This is a genomic window from Micromonospora carbonacea (genome assembly GCF_014205165.1).
GTDB classification, from domain to species: domain Bacteria; phylum Actinomycetota; class Actinomycetes; order Mycobacteriales; family Micromonosporaceae; genus Micromonospora; species Micromonospora carbonacea.
The window spans coordinates 220,874-234,619 of record NZ_JACHMZ010000001.1 but is presented as its reverse complement, the minus strand read 5'-3'; the positions used below and the strand labels follow the sequence as shown (position 1 = coordinate 234,619).

At 75.8% G+C, this 13,746-nt stretch carries 13 protein-coding genes; 6 read left to right on the top strand and 7 right to left on the bottom strand.

The genetic code is table 11. The annotated features are described in order from the left end of the window. Nucleotides 1–18: 18 nt before the first annotated feature. Nucleotides 19–693, top strand: a complete 675-nt coding sequence (locus HDA31_RS01090; protein ID WP_178066576.1) for a hypothetical protein — start codon at nucleotides 19–21, stop codon at nucleotides 691–693. 64 nt (nucleotides 694–757) lie between these two features. Next, on the top strand, nucleotides 758–3,049 hold the full coding sequence (locus HDA31_RS01085) for an AAA family ATPase (RefSeq protein ID WP_178066577.1): 2,292 nt from the start codon (nucleotides 758–760) through the stop codon (nucleotides 3,047–3,049). A gap of 36 nt (nucleotides 3,050–3,085) precedes the next feature. On the opposite strand, the gene HDA31_RS01080 is transcribed toward HDA31_RS01085, so the two are convergent. From HDA31_RS01080 to HDA31_RS01055, 6 genes are all read right to left on the bottom strand, one after another. Beyond that, nucleotides 3,086–3,595 carry a GNAT family N-acetyltransferase gene (locus HDA31_RS01080; protein WP_178066578.1) on the bottom strand — a complete coding sequence of 170 codons (510 nt, stop codon included), beginning with the start codon at nucleotides 3,593–3,595 and terminating at the stop codon, nucleotides 3,086–3,088. Nucleotides 3,596–3,665: 70 nt separating this feature from the next. Further along, nucleotides 3,666–4,661: a hypothetical protein gene (locus HDA31_RS01075; protein ID WP_178066579.1), complete on the bottom strand. Its 996-nt coding sequence runs from the start codon at nucleotides 4,659–4,661 to the stop codon at nucleotides 3,666–3,668. A gap of 66 nt (nucleotides 4,662–4,727) precedes the next feature. Beyond that, nucleotides 4,728–5,177, bottom strand: a complete 450-nt coding sequence (locus HDA31_RS01070) for a DUF3263 domain-containing protein (RefSeq protein WP_178066580.1) — start codon at nucleotides 5,175–5,177, stop codon at nucleotides 4,728–4,730. Between the two features lie 127 nt (nucleotides 5,178–5,304). Next, a complete protein-coding gene (locus HDA31_RS01065) occupies nucleotides 5,305–6,330 on the bottom strand; it encodes an ABC transporter permease subunit (protein ID WP_178066581.1) in 1,026 nt (341 codons plus the stop codon). Then, entirely contained in the window at nucleotides 6,327–7,277 is a 951-nt protein-coding gene (locus HDA31_RS01060; protein ID WP_311774380.1) for an ATP-binding cassette domain-containing protein, read from the bottom strand. Before HDA31_RS01060 ends, HDA31_RS01065 begins: the two co-directional genes overlap by 4 nt. 146 nt (nucleotides 7,278–7,423) lie before the next feature. Beyond that, a complete protein-coding gene (locus tag HDA31_RS01055; RefSeq protein WP_074472345.1) occupies nucleotides 7,424–8,209 on the bottom strand; it encodes a DeoR/GlpR family DNA-binding transcription regulator in 786 nt (261 codons plus the stop codon). A gap of 194 nt (nucleotides 8,210–8,403) precedes the next feature. Here HDA31_RS01055 and HDA31_RS01050 point away from each other — a divergent pair, with 194 nt between their 5' ends. From HDA31_RS01050 to nagA, 3 genes are all read left to right on the top strand, one after another. Further along, nucleotides 8,404–9,333, top strand: a complete 930-nt coding sequence (locus HDA31_RS01050) for an SIS domain-containing protein (protein ID WP_074472344.1) — start codon at nucleotides 8,404–8,406, stop codon at nucleotides 9,331–9,333. A gap of 62 nt (nucleotides 9,334–9,395) precedes the next feature. Then, entirely contained in the window at nucleotides 9,396–10,304 is a 909-nt protein-coding gene (locus tag HDA31_RS01045) for an ROK family protein (RefSeq protein ID WP_178067876.1), read from the top strand. A 35-nt stretch (nucleotides 10,305–10,339) separates the two neighbouring features. Beyond that, complete coding sequence (gene nagA / locus HDA31_RS01040; protein WP_074472342.1) at nucleotides 10,340–11,449, top strand: N-acetylglucosamine-6-phosphate deacetylase; 1,110 nt, start codon at nucleotides 10,340–10,342, stop codon at nucleotides 11,447–11,449. A gap of 218 nt (nucleotides 11,450–11,667) precedes the next feature. On the opposite strand, the gene HDA31_RS01035 is transcribed toward nagA, so the two are convergent. After that, nucleotides 11,668–12,891: a DUF4032 domain-containing protein gene (locus HDA31_RS01035; RefSeq protein WP_176734741.1), complete on the bottom strand. Its 1,224-nt coding sequence runs from the start codon at nucleotides 12,889–12,891 to the stop codon at nucleotides 11,668–11,670. A 78-nt stretch (nucleotides 12,892–12,969) separates the two neighbouring features. On the opposite strand from HDA31_RS01035, the gene HDA31_RS01030 reads away from it, so the two are divergent. Beyond that, a complete protein-coding gene (locus tag HDA31_RS01030; RefSeq protein WP_178066582.1) occupies nucleotides 12,970–13,746 on the top strand; it encodes a phosphatase PAP2 family protein in 777 nt (258 codons plus the stop codon).

The window sequence follows — 13,746 nt, the reverse complement described above, 5'->3', positions numbered from 1 at the left end:
CGCGGAAGGGGTGGCGACATGAGAGGTGATCTCGACGAGACCCTGGCCCGGCTCGCCCGGCGTGAGGAGGCGCTCCGCCGCCGGGGCGTCGACCCGGGCGACGAGCCCGGCCGAGAGCCGGCGGGGCGGACCGTCCCGGCGCAGGCCGGGGCCCATCCGGTCGGCCGGGGCGAGCCGGCCGCACGGGCCGAGGCACGACCGGATCCCACCCCGGCCGTACGCGCCGACGCGGTGGCCGACGCCGCCCCGGACCCCCGCCCCCGGCCGGCGGGCGACGTCGGCGGGGACCCGGCGGACGCCCTGCCCCGCCGGACGGGCGGCGTCCCGGCCCTGCCCGCCGCGCCGGCCCCCGTCCATCCCGCGGGTGTCGCCGGGCGGGACCCCGTCGACGAGGTGGCCGGGGCGGTGGCCCGGGTGGTGGCGGCGCACCCCGGCATGACGGTCGCGCTTCGGGTGGAGCACGACGGGCAGGCGTACCCGCTGCGGGTCGGCTGGTCGAACGGGCGGGTGACGGTCGGCGCGGAGGCCGCGACCGTGCCGCCCCCGGTGTGGCCGCTGACGGTCAAGGCCGTGCCGGCGTGGCCGTCCGACGCCGACCGGCTCAAGGTGGACCCGGCGGCCCGGCTCGCGGAGCTGATCCGGCGCGACCCGTCGCTGCTCGACGGCACCGACCCCAGCGTTGACCCGGTGTGAGCGGGGGACCCTTCTCTACCGTAGGCGTTAACAGGGGGCCCTTCCTTGCGGCTAACCTCGGGCGATGGCCGCACCCGCACCCGACCTGACCCTCGTCGCCAGCCTGCGACCGGCCGCGCTGGACGGCCGGCGCGGCGTGGTGCGGCTGCACCCCGAGGTGCTGACGGCGCTCGCGCTGCGCCCCGGCGACCCGGTGCGGCTCGCCGGCCGCCGGGTGACCGCCGGGATCGTCGCGCCGGCCGGGCCCGCCGCGAGCACGGCGCTGCTCTACGCCGACGACCTGCTCCTGGGCAACCTGGGCGTACGCGACGGCGGGCAGGTCACGGTGAGCCGCGCGCCGGTGGTGCCGGCCCGTCGGGTGACCCTGACCGGGCCGGTGCAGGTCGCCGCCGCGGTCTCCCCCGAGATGCTCCGCCTCGCGCTGCTCGGCAAGGTGGTCACCGTCGGCGACGACGTGTCCCTGCTGCCGCAGGACGTGCTGCCGGACGCCTCGGTGCGCGCCCTCGTGGCGGCGGCCCGGCACCGCCTCTCCAGCACCGTCGGGTACGCCTGGACGAGCACCCTGCTCACCGTGGTCGCCGCCGAGCCGGGCGTCGCCGCGCTGGTCACCATGGACACCGTGGTCGGCTGGGAGCACGGGCCGGCGACCCGGGCCGGCGGCTCGGCCGGGCCCGCCCACGCCGGTGCCGACGCCCACGCCGCCGCAAACGGCCCGGCGGCCGGGCCCGACACGGCGACCTGGGCGGCCGGGTCGGCCGGTCGGGCCGCCGACGCCGACGCGTCGGACGCCGCCCCCGCCGTCGACGAGCTGCCGGGGCTGCGCGCGCAGGCCGACGAGCTGACCGAGTTGCTCGACCTCGGCTTCCACCACCGGGAGGTGCTGGGCCGGCTGGGCACCACGGTGTCGCTCGGGGTGCTGATCGCCGGCCCGGCCGGATCGGGCAAGTCGGCGCTGGTCCGGGCGGTCGCCGCCCGGGTGGGCGCGCGGGTCCGCCCGCTCTGGGCGCCCGAGCTGGCCGCGCTCGCCAACGACGCCGCGGCCCGGCGGCTGCGCGCCGCCGCCGACGAGGTACGCGCCGCCGGCCCGGCCGTGCTGCTGGTCACCGACGTGGAGGCGCTCGCCCCGGCCGACGACGCCGGCCCGGTGGCCACGGTGTTCCGGCAGGTGCTCGCCGAGACCGTCGGGGCCGGGGTGGCCGTGGTCTGCACGACCAGCCGCCCCGAGGCCGTCGACCCCGGGCTGCGCGCCCCGGACCTGCTGTCGCTGCGGATCACCGTGCCGCTGCCCGACCAGGCGCTGCGCCGGGAGCAGCTCACCGTGCTGACCCGCCAGGTGCCGCTGGCCGAGGACGTCCGGTTGGACGAGGTCGCCGGGCGTACCCCCGGGTTCGTCGCCGCCGACCTGGCGGCGCTGGTGCGGGAGGCCGGGGTGCGGGCGGCGCTGCGGCAGAAGACGGCCGACGCGCCGACGGTGGCGATGGCGGACTTCACGGCCGCCCTGGAGGTGGTCCGGCCGACGACGATGGCCGCGTCCACGCTGGAGCTGGCGGACGTCACCCTCGACGACGTCGGGGACATGGTCGAGGTCAAGGAGCAGCTGACCGAGTCCGTGCTGTGGCCGCTGACCTACCCGGACACCTTCGCCCGGCTGGGCGTGCAGCCCCCGCGCGGGGTGCTGCTCTACGGGCCGCCCGGCTGCGGGAAGACCTTCCTGGTGACCGCGCTCGCCGGCTCGGGGCGGGCCAACGTGCTCTCGGTGAAGGGCGCGGAGCTGCTGTCGAAGTGGGTCGGCGAGAGCGAGCGGGCGGTGCGGGAGCTGTTCCGCCGGGCCCGGGAGGCCGCCCCGACGCTGGTCTTCCTCGACGAGGTGGACGCGCTCGCCCCGGTACGCGGGCAGGCAAGCGACGGGGGCACCACCGACCGGGTGGTCGCCGCCCTGCTCACCGAGCTGGACGGGGTGGAGTCGCTGCGCAACGTGGTGGTGGTCGGCGCGACCAACCGCCCCGACCTGGTGGACCCGGCGCTGCTGCGCCCCGGCCGGCTGGAGCGGCTGGTGTACGTGCCGCCGCCGGACGGGGACGCCCGCGCCGAGATCCTGCGCGCCGCCGCCCGCCACGTCCCGTTCGCCGACGACGTCGACCTCGCGGCGCTCGGCGGCGGGCTGGACGGCTTCTCGGCGGCGGACTGCGCGGCGCTGGTGCGGGAGGCGGCGCTCGCCGCGATGCGCGAGTCGCTGACCGCGTCGACGGTCACGGCGGGGCACGTCGAGACGGCGCGGCAGCGGGTCCGCCCGTCGCTCGACCCGGCGCAGGTCGCCTGGCTGGCCGCGTACGCGCAGGCCCGCGACGCGCGCTGAGGCCCGCGCCCCGCCACGGCAGGGGCGTCGGCCGGCTCAGAGCGCGGGCGGGATGGCGTCGAGGGAGATCTCCGCGCGCACGGCGTCGCCGTCCTCGATCAGCTTCGCGCCGCACCGGCGCAGCACCGACACGGCACCGGCGTTGTCCCGGGTGGTCTCCGCCACCACCGTGTGCATCCCGGCCGCCGCCGCGAGGTCGAGCAGCTCGCGCAGGGCCGCCGCACCCACGCCCTGCCCCCGGGCGGAGCGGCCGAGCCAGATGCCCGTCTCCACCGTCCCCGGTTCGGCGCGGCGGGTCATCCGGATCATGCCCAGCACCTCGCCGCCGACGAGGACCGCGTACATGGCGGTGTGGGTGGGGCCGTCGAGGCCCACCATGCCCGTGCGGTAGTAGTCGCGGAACGCCTCCCGCCGGGCGTGCGACCAGCCGGCCGGCGCGTCGACCGGGGGCATCACGTCGTCGGGCTCGGCCTCGGCGACGGCCACCGAGAGCAGCGGCTCCAGGTTCCGTTCGTCCACCGGCTCCAACCGGACCGTTCCCGTCACGTGCCGAAGTCTGCCGTCCCGCACCCGCCCGAGTCCACCCTTTCGCGCCCCTCCACCGGTCCGTCAGCGGCTACGAGCCGGTCGGCGGGCCGGCGGTGGCTCGACCGGGGCCGAACTCGCAGAGGACGACGGAGGCGTCGTCGGTGGCCTTGTGCCGGCGCAGCCGGTCCGGCCGGTCGCGTTCGGCGGCGCGGACCCGGTCGAGGAGCGCCCCGGGCCCCTCGGCGGCGACCAGGTCGAGCAGGCCGGCCCAGTCGAACAGCCCGAACTGCTCGACGGCGCAGGACGCGCCGTCGGTGAGCAGGGCCGCCCGGCGCAGGCCGCCCGGGCCCCGCAGCGGCTCCGTGCCGGTGAGCGCGTGGTAGGCGGCGTCGGGGTCGGCGGCGGCGACCCAGTAGCCGTGCGTGCGGTTCATCCGCTGCCGCTGCACGGTGACGGCCCGCCGGAACCGGCTGACCGGGTCGTCGCCGGGGCCCGCGGGCAGGGTGGAGGCTGTGCGCCGCAGGTCGGCCACCGCCTGTTCCAGCCGGTCGTCGGTGACGGCGCGCACCCGGCCGCCGACGTCGAGCACCAGCGGGCTGTCGCAGAGCACGAGCCAGTCCGCCTCCTCGCCGCTCTCCCGCAGCAGGCAGACGGTGGACGAGGGCGTGCCGGGATGGTCGAGGTCGCAGTCGGCGCCGTGGTCCGCCCGTACCGCGAGGATCGCCGCCGCGAGGGTGCTCACCAGGGTGGCCGCGGGCCGGGCGGCGGCGGCCAGCCCGATCCGGGCGGCGAGGTGCCGGACGTACCAGGCGGGGGAGTGCACGCAGCCGGTGGCGAAGCCCTCGGGCACGGTCGCGCCGTCGAGCACGCCGACCAGCGGACCGAAGCGGAAGACCAGGTCCTCGTTGACGGCCCGGCCGGGTGCCGGCGCGGACGCCGACCACACCCGCATCGTCGGCCCCGCCGACCCGGCGCGGGTGCCCGGCGCAGCCGCCGCCTCCGCCGGGGTCGTCGCCCGCCCGTCCGTCGCCGTCCGCCCCGGCCGGGCCTCCCCGTCCGGTACGCCCCGGTGCGCTGCCGCCATCCGCCGCTCCCTCCGTCGGCTCGATTGTGCCGGGGATCGGGACCGTCGGTGACCGGGTTCGCGCGGTCAGCGCCGCCGGTTGCGGGCCCGTGAGGAGCGCAACCGGCGCAGCCGGCCGACGAGGACCGGCTCGGCGGCCAGCGCGGCCGGATTGTCCAGCAGCCCGTTGAGCAGCTGGTAGTAACGGGTCGCGGAGAGGCCGAAGGTGTCCCGGATCGCCTGCTCCTTGGCCCCCGCGTGCCGCCACCACTGCTGCTCGAAGGCGAGGATGCGCACCTCCCGCTCGGCGAGGCCGGTGGCGGCGGCGACCGGCCCGGTGCCGGCGGCTCCGGGCTCCGGCTCGGGCTCGGCGGTCGCGGGCTCGGCGCGGGTGGCCGGGGCGGGAGTGACGGAGTCCGGCGCGGACCGGGGCGGGGGGACGGTGACGCCCTCCCGGGTGCCCGTCGCCTCCCGGCCGCGGGGGCGCGCCGGCTCGGGCCGGTCGGTGTCGGCCGGGGCGGCGTCGGCAGGCGGCATGACGGTCCTCACGCGGGCGGCGAAGGGCCGGCGAAGCCGCGCCGGCCTGGGGGATCCCCAGCCTAACCAGGGCGGACCCGGACCGCATCGGACGTGCGGTGCGGTCCGGGCCACCCGGTGCCACCGCTCAGGCGACGTCCCGCCGGCGCATGCTGACCAGCGCCGCCCCGAGGACGACCACCAGCGCGACGGAGAACAGGATCGACGCGTGCTGCCAGGTCAGGTCGAAGGTGTCCGGCTTGCACTCCCCGTAGTAGGAGGAGGAGTTGCAGGAGTTCCAGTCCTCCAGGGTGACCTTCTTCGTCATCCAGGCGAGCCCGTACGTCGGCAGCAGCCACGCCTCGACGAAGCGCGCCCCCGCCATCGACATCACGATGCCCAGGCCGAACTGGCCGACCACGACGGCCCCGATCGCCCCGCCGAGGGCCATCGCGGTGTGCCTGCCCAGCGAGGCCAGCGCGAACCCGACGGCCGCCGCGACCATGATCAGCACCAGCCCGCGCAGCCCGGTCAGCGCGAACGACTGCCACACCCCGGCGGTCATCTTCTCGGTGGTGCCGCGCAGCGTGCCGACGGCCCAGAACCCGGCCGTCCAGACCACGGCGGCGGCCAGGGCCACGGCGACCAGCCCGGTGAGCAGCGCCGCCAGCTTGGTCAGCAGCACGGTGAGCCGCTGCGGCCGCCAGAGCAGCAGGTTCATCATCCCGCCGGAGCTCCACTCGGCGCCGACGAAGGAGGCGCCGACCACGAACCCGAGCAGCGCCAGGATCGCGGTGAAGGTGACGATCATCTCCTCGAAGCTCGCGCGGAAGTCGAACGTCGACGGCAGGAACCAGTCCGCCTGGATGCTCTCCGGCGGCGGCGGGCTGATCATCTCGCAGTCCGGCGGGAACCGGCCCTCCTGCTGCTGGTCCTGACCCGACGCCTTGGCCTGCTCGCAGGCCTTGCGCTCCTGCTCGGCCCAGCGCACCTGCTCCTGGTACTGCTGCTCGGCCTGCCGCTGGGCGGCGGCCTGCTGCTCGGGCCCGATCTTCTGGTTGGTGAAGAAGACCCCGACGAGGACCGCCCCGAGCAGCAGCAGGCCGAGCACCGTCGCCCAGCGGGCGAAGCGCCGCTTGCCCAGCCGGCGCAGCTCCGTGCGATAGAGGCTCATGCGCCCCAACCTCCCCCGGCGACGCCGGGCTGACCCGCGTCGCCGACCTTCGTGGACTGGTCGACCTGGCGGTGCTGCCCCGGCACGGGTGCGGTCGAGGTCAACTCCAGGAAGACGCTCTCCAGGTCGACCGTGACGGGGGCCAGCTCGCTGACGTAGAGGCCCTGGCCGGCGAGGATCCGGCTCACCTGGGCCGGCTTCTCGACGCCGGCGAGCATCAGGTGGTCGGGGTGGGCGGTGACGGCCACGCCCGCCCGGCTGAGCGCGTCGGCCGCCGCCGGCAGGTCGGTGACCGCCTCCAGCCGGACCCGCACGGCCCCGCCGGAGTGCTCGGCGAGCACCTGGTCGACCGGGCCGAACGCGACCCGCCGGCCCAGCGAGATGATGGTGACCGAGTCGCAGATGAGCTGGATCTCGCCGAGGATGTGGCTGGACAGCAGCACGGTCATCCCCGAGGCGGCCAGGTCCCGGGTCAGCGTGCGCATCTCCCGGATGCCGCCCGGGTCGAGGCCGTTGGCGGGCTCGTCGAGGATGAGCAGCTTCGGGTTCTTGAGCAGCGCCGAGGCGACCGCGAGGCGCTGCTTCATGCCGAGCGAGTACGTCTTGACCCGCTCGCCGGCCCGGTCGCGCAGGCCGACCAGCTCCAGCACCTCGTCGACCCGGGTCTGCGGCACGTCGCCCGCCCCGGCCAGCAGCGACAGGGTGTCGCGCGCGGTGAAGTGCGGGAAGAACTGAGGGCTCTCGACGATCGCGCCGACCTGGCCGACGACGGCGGGCAGGGCGGCGGGCACCTCCTGCCCGAGGATCGCCATCCGGCCGCCGTTGGGCCGGATGAGCCCGAGCAGCGTACGCAGGGTGGTGGTCTTGCCCGAGCCGTTGGGGCCGAGGAAGCCGTGCACCTGCCCCTGCTCGACCCGCATGTCGAAGCCGTCGAGGGCGTGTCGGATCCCCCGACGGCGGCTCTTGTACGTCTTGCGTAGACCTTCTATTTCCAGGACAGCTGACAAGCTGCGCCTCCCCCGATGAGTCGGTGACGACGCACACCATACGCGGTATGCAGGGGGAAGCAATACCCGGTATGCAGCCCGGCGCGTCAGGCGATGACGACGTGCACGCCCGCCGCGCGGAACGCCTCCACCAGCTCCGGGTTCGCGCCCGAGTCGGTGACCAGCGTCTCCACCCGGTCGACGGGGCAGATCCGGGCGAACGCGTGCCCGCCCAGCTTGGACGAGTCCGCGATGATCACCACCCGCTTGGCGCGGGCCACCATCAGGTTGTTCATCGCCGCCTCGCCCTCGTGATGGGCGGCGGCGCCGAGCTGCGGGTCGATCGCGTCCACGCCGAGCAGGGCGACGTCCAGGGTGACCTCGCGCAGCAGCGCCCCGCCCAGCGGGCCGACCAGCTCGAACGACTTGGGCCGGACCACGCCGCCGGCCACCACCACCTTCATCCGGGAGCGCACCAGCAGCTCGTTGGCGATGTTGAGCGCGTTGGTGACCACGGTGAGCTGCGCGCCCTCGGCGCTGGTGTTCAGGTCGGGCCGGACGGCCAGCGCGCGGGCCACCTCCGTGCTGGTGGTGCCGCCGTTGAGGCCGACCACGGTGCCCGGGGTGACCAGCGCGGCGGCGGCGGCCCCGATCCGCTGCTTCTCGGCCGAGTGCTTGGCCGTCTTGTAGCGCAGCGGCAGGTCGTAGGAGACGCCGTTGGCGACCGCGCCGCCCCGCGTCCGGGTGATCATCTGCTGCTGGGCGAGCTGGTCGAAGTCGCGCCGGATGGTGGCCTGGGAGACGTCCAGCCGCCCGGCGGCCTCCTCCACGCTCACCCGCCCGTTGTCAGTGAGCATCTCCAGCAGCGCGTTCCATCGGGCGTACCGGTCCACTGCGGCGCCTCCACTGACTGCACGAAGGGTGATTGATTGCGTGCACAGTAGTGCGCGAAACTACCAAGGTGCAAAACTCCGCTCTGCGCGATCGGGGACCCGGTTGCCAGAGACGCGAGGTTTCGCGCAGAATAACGCGCGAAAGGCGGCCGTATTGCGCCGTATTGCGCACGACCTCCCAGCGAGGAGTTCTCATGGCGTTCGTGCACGCGGAGATCGCGAGTCAACCCGACTGTTGGCGGGAGGCAGCGCTGCTGGCCCCCACGGTCGCCGAGCACCTGCCGCGCCCCGGGGAGCGGGTCGCCGTCGTCGGTTGCGGCACGTCGTGGTTCATGGCGACGGCGTACGCCGGGCTGCGCGAGGCCGCCGGCCACGGCGAGACCGACGCGTTCCAGGCGTCCGAGTTCCCCACGGGCCGCCGCTACGACCGGCTGATCGCCGTCACCCGCTCCGGCACCACCACCGAGGTGCTGGAGCTGCTCGCCGCGCTGCGCGGCCAGCTCCCCACCACCGTCCTCGTCGGCGACCCGGTCTCCCCTGCCGTGGACGTCGCCACCGCCGTGGTCGCCATGCCGTTCGCCGACGAACGGTCCGTGGTGCAGACCCGCTTCGCCACCACCGCCCTGGCCCTGCTCCGCGCCCACCTCGGCGACAACCTGGCCGCGCTCGCCGCCGACGCCGAGGTCGCCGTCCGGGCCCCGCTGCCGATCGACCCGGCCCGCATCGAGCAGGTCACCTTCCTCGGCCGGGGCTGGACGATCGGGCTGGCCCAGGAGGCCGCGCTCAAGTGCCGTGAGGCGGCCACCTTCTGGGCCGAGGCGTACCCGGCCATGGACTACCGGCACGGCCCGATCTCGGTGGCCGCGCCGGGCCGGCTGGTCTGGGCGTTCGGCGACATCCCCGAGGGGCTCGCCGAGGACGTCGCCGCCACCGGCGCCGCGTTCGTGCACAGCCGGACCCACGGCTGCCGCACCGTGCTCGCGAGCTGGGCCGCCGGGCGCACGCCGGTCGACCCGATGGCCGACCTGATCCTCGCCCAGCGCTTCGCCGTCGCCCTGTCCACCAGCCGGGGCCTCGACCCCGACGCGCCCCGCCACCTGACCCGCTCCGTGGTCCTCGCGTGAGCCCAGCCGACGCCGCCGGTCCCGCCGACGTCGTCGTCGCGCTGGACGTGGGCGGCACCGGCATGAAGTGCGCGCTGGTCCGGCCGGACGGCACCACCGTCCACACCGAGCGGCACCCCACCGACGCCGGCCGGGGCCCCGACGCGGTGGTCGAGACGATCCTCGACGTCGCCGAGGGGCTGGCCGGCAAGGCCCGCGCCGACGGGCGCGACCCCGTCGCGCTGGGGATCGCCGTGCCCGGCGTCGTCGACGAGGCCGCCGGGGTGGCGGTCTGGTCGGCGAACGTCGGCTTCCGGGACGTACCCCTGCGGGGCCTGGCGGCAGAGCGGCTCGGGCTGCCCACGGTGCTCGGCCACGACGTGCGCGTCGGCGGCCTGGCCGAGGCCCGGCTCGGCGCGGGCCGGGGCACCGGGCACGTCCTCTTCGTCGCGATCGGCACCGGCATCGCCGCCGCCCACGTCGTCGACGGCGCGGCCGCCAGCGGCGCACACGGCGCCGCCGGGGAGATCGGCCACGTTCTCGTCCGCCCCGGCGGCCCGCGCTGCGGCTGCGGGCGCGACGGCTGCCTGGAGGCCGTCGCCTCCGCCTCCGCGATCGCCCGCCGCTACGCGGAGGCCACCGGCGCGGGGCCGACCGGCACGGCGGGCGACGGTGGGCCGACCGGCACGCCCGCGAGCGCCGCCGACGTGGCCGACCGGGCCGCCGCCGGTGAGCCAGCCGCCGCCCGGGTGTGGGCGGAGGCCGTCGAGGCGCTGGCCGACGGGCTCGCCACCGGCCAGGCCCTCTACGACGTGGAGACCGTCGTGGTCGGCGGCGGCCTCGCCCAGGCCGGTCCCCGCCTGTTCGACCCGCTGCGCGCGGCGCTGCACGAGCGGATGACGTTCCACCGCCGGCCGCGCCTCGTCGCGGCGGCCCTCGGCGACGAGGCCGGCTGCCTCGGCGCCGCCCTGCTGGCGCTCGACGCCCGCTGATCTGTACCGGCACGCCTCACACATCTGGAGATGCGATGACCCTGCGGGTGAACGGCAAGGTGGTGACCCCGACCGGCGTGATCCGGCAGGGCTGCGTGGAACTCGACGGCGACCGGATCACCGCCGTCGCGGAGTACCCGTCGGTGCGCGACGGGCACTGGATCGTCCCCGGCTTCGTCGACCTGCACACCCACGGCGGCGGCGGGCACACGTTCACCACCGGCGACGCCGGGTCCGCCCGCCAGGCGGCGGCCTTCCACCTGGGGCACGGCACCACCACCCTGCTGGCCAGCCTGGTCAGCTCGCCCTTCGAGCTGATGCGGGCCGCCACCGAGGCGTACCGGCCGCTCGTCGAGGAGGGCACGCTGGCCGGCGTCCACTTCGAGGGTCCGTACCTGTCGGCGGCCCGGTGCGGCGCGCAGAACCCGCAGTTCCTCCGCGACCCCTCCGTCGCCGAGCTGACCGAGCTGATCGAGCTGGGCGGGGGCGCGGTCCGCATGGTCACCCTCGCCCCCGAGCGGGACGGCGCGCTGGAGGCGATCAAGGTGCTCACCGCGCACCGGGTGGTCGCCGCCGTCGGCCACACCGACGCCACGTACGACCAGACCAGGGCCGCCGTGGCGGCCGGCGCGAGCGTCGGCACCCACCTGTTCAACGGCATGCGCCCGGTGCACCACCGCGAGCCCGGCCCCGTCGTGGCCCTGCTGGACGCCTCGAACGTGGTCTGCGAGCTGGTCGCCGACGGGGTGCACCTGCACGACGGGATGCTGACCCACGTCGCCGCCACCGCCGGCCCCGACCGGGCCGCGCTGGTCACCGACGCGATGTCCGCCGCCGGCATGCCCGACGGCGAGTACGAGCTGGGCGGCCAGGCCGTCACCGTCGCCGACGGCGTGGCCCGGCTGGCCGCCGACGGGGCGATCGCCGGCAGCACGCTCACGATGGACGCCGCCCTGCGGCACGCCGTGCACGCCGGCGTCCCGATGGTCGACGCCTGCCGGATGGCGGCCACCACCCCGGCCCGCGCCATCGGCCTCGGCCACCGGGTCGGCGCGCTCCAGGCCGGCCTCCGCGCCGACCTGGTCGTCCTCGACGACGACCTGAACGTGGTCCGGGTGATGCGCGGCGGCTCCTGGCTGGAGTGACGCCGGCGCGGCGGTGCCGGTGCGGTCGCGCCCCCGGGTGTGGTGGCGCGGCCGACCCGACAGGCGCACCGCGCGCTAGGGAGCTGAGTCGTTCACGACATCATCCGGTGACCGCCGACGGCCACCCGATCCATCCACGACATCAGCTCGCTAGCGTCGACGGGAGCCGTTGCCGGGCGGGGCGGGACAGGGCGGGCGGGACAGGGCGGGCGGCCGGGTCAGGGCAGGGCGTCGACCTCGACGCCGAGGACGGCCTGCTCGTCGGGGCGGTGCACCAGCACGTCGGCCAGGTACGACTGCACGGCGTGCCGCATGCCGACGTCCCGGCCGGCGCGCTCGGAGAGCAGCCACTTGTGCTCGATGATCTGCGCGAACAGCTCCTGCGGCTCCAGCTTGCGCCGCAGGTGCGCCGGCACCGCCCGCACCACCGGCTCGAAGACCTCGGTGAGCCAGCGGTGCGAGGCCTGCTGCTCGTCGGTCAGGTCGCTCTCCGCCCGGTACGCGTCGAGGTCGTTGAGCAGCTTGCGGGCCTGGTTCTCCTCGGCGTCCAGGCCGGTGAGACGGAGCAGCCGACGGTGGTGGTAGCCCGCGTCGACCACCTTCGGCCGCACCAGGTACCGCCCGTCGCCGATGGTGGACAGGGCCACCTCCGCGACGTCGAAGCCCAGCTCGTTGAGGCGGCGGATGCGGCGCTCGATGTCGTGCCGGGCCTCACGCTCGACCTGCTGCTCGTAGGTGATCTCGTGCCAGAGCCGCTCGTAACGCTGCACGACCTGCTCGCACACCACCTCGGGGTCGATCGACTCGTGCAGCAGGCCGGCGGCCTGGAGGTCGAGCGCCTCGCCGAAGATGTTGACCCGGGCGATCTCCAGGTCCTCGCCGCGCTGGCCGTTGGACAGCGAGTTGTGCAGGGCCCCCGTCTCGGCGTCCACCAGGTAGGCGGCGAACGCGCCCGCGTCCCGGCGGAACAGCGTGTTCGACAGCGAGCAGTCGCCCCAGAAGAAGCCGGTGAGGTGCATCCGGACGATCAGCGCGGCCAACGCGTCGAGCAGCCGGCCCATCGTCTCCGGACGCAGGGTGTGGGAGAACAGCGCGCGGTAGGGCAGGGAGAACTGGAGGTGCCGGGTGATCAGCACCGGGTCCAGCGGCTCCCCGTCGTCGGTCTGCCGGTCGGCGACGATCGCCACCGCCTCCACCGACGGGAAGTCGATCCGCTCCAGCGCCCGCAGCAGGTCGTACTCCCGCTCGGCGACCCGCTCGCCGGTCTCCTTGACCGCGTAGACGTACCCGCCGAGCCGGACGAAGCGCACGATGTGCCGGGAGATGCCCTGCGGCAACGCCACCAGGTGCTCGGCAGGCCACTGCTCCAGCGGGGTCGACCACGGGAGGTCGAGCAGCGCCGGGTCCACGAGGGCAGAGGTGATCCGCACGCCGACCAGCATGACGCGTCACCCCGCCGGGGCGCACCCCATCGTGCCTCGCCCCACAGCGGGCACGCGCCGGCCCGGTAGCGTGGTCGGGTGCGCGAAACCCAGACGGTACGGCGGAAAGTGCAGCTCAGGCCCGTACGCCCGGCCGGCTGGTGGTGCGACGCGCTCCTGCTCGCCGGACTGGTCGGGTTGACGGTCGCGCTCGCCGCTGACCGGCTGTTCGGCGTCGACCGCGCGGTGGCGGACTGGGCCGAGGCGCACCGGCCAACTGCGGCGTACTGGGTCGCGGTGGTGCTCAACTACCTGGGCCAGGGCACCCCGCTGACCCTGATCGCGCTGGGCATGGGGGTGCTGCTGGCCGTCCGGGTGCGCTCGGTACGCCCGGTGCTGCCGCCGGTGCTCGCCTTCGTGTTCACCCTCTTCACCATCGGCCCGCTGAAGGTGTGGACCGCCCGGCCCGCGCCGAGCGCCAGCGTCAAGGAGCCGTTCCTCCCCCCGGAGGCGACCCTACCGCTGTTCCAGCACGACCTGCCGGTGCGCTTCGCCCAGTCCTACCCGTCGGGTCATGTCGCCAACGCGATCGTCTGGTACGGGGTCATCGCGCTGCTGTTGACGCCGCTGCTGGCCAGCTTCGGCCGGGCCGTCCCGCCCCGGCTGGTCACCGTCGTCCGGCTGGCGCCGCCGGCCGTCGTGCTCTGCACCACGACCTACCTGGGCTGGCACTGGCTGACCGACTCGGTGGCCGGGCTGCTGCTGGGGCTCGTCCTCGACCGGTTGCTGCACCGGGTGCCATGGGACGACCTGCCGCTGCCCGGCCGGTTGCTGCACGGCTGGGGTCGTCCCGCGCTGTTCACCTCGGCCCCCTAG

Bases quoted from the DNA above. Each gene is read 5' to 3' on its own strand.
- HDA31_RS01090 (WP_178066576.1), top strand. From the start codon at position 19: ATGAGAGGTGATCTCGACGAGACCCTGGCCCGGCTCGCCCGGCGTGAG.
- HDA31_RS01085 (WP_178066577.1), top strand. From the start codon at position 758: ATGGCCGCACCCGCACCCGACCTGACCCTCGTCGCCAGCCTGCGACCG.
- HDA31_RS01075 (WP_178066579.1), bottom strand. From the start codon at position 4,661: ATGGCGGCAGCGCACCGGGGCGTACCGGACGGGGAGGCCCGGCCGGGG.
- HDA31_RS01070 (WP_178066580.1), bottom strand. From the start codon at position 5,177: ATGCCGCCTGCCGACGCCGCCCCGGCCGACACCGACCGGCCCGAGCCG.
- HDA31_RS01065 (WP_178066581.1), bottom strand. From the start codon at position 6,330: ATGAGCCTCTATCGCACGGAGCTGCGCCGGCTGGGCAAGCGGCGCTTC.
- HDA31_RS01050 (WP_074472344.1), top strand. From the start codon at position 8,404: ATGGCGTTCGTGCACGCGGAGATCGCGAGTCAACCCGACTGTTGGCGG.
- HDA31_RS01045 (WP_178067876.1), top strand. From the start codon at position 9,396: ATGAAGTGCGCGCTGGTCCGGCCGGACGGCACCACCGTCCACACCGAG.
- nagA (WP_074472342.1), top strand. From the start codon at position 10,340: ATGACCCTGCGGGTGAACGGCAAGGTGGTGACCCCGACCGGCGTGATC.
- HDA31_RS01035 (WP_176734741.1), bottom strand. From the start codon at position 12,891: ATGCTGGTCGGCGTGCGGATCACCTCTGCCCTCGTGGACCCGGCGCTG.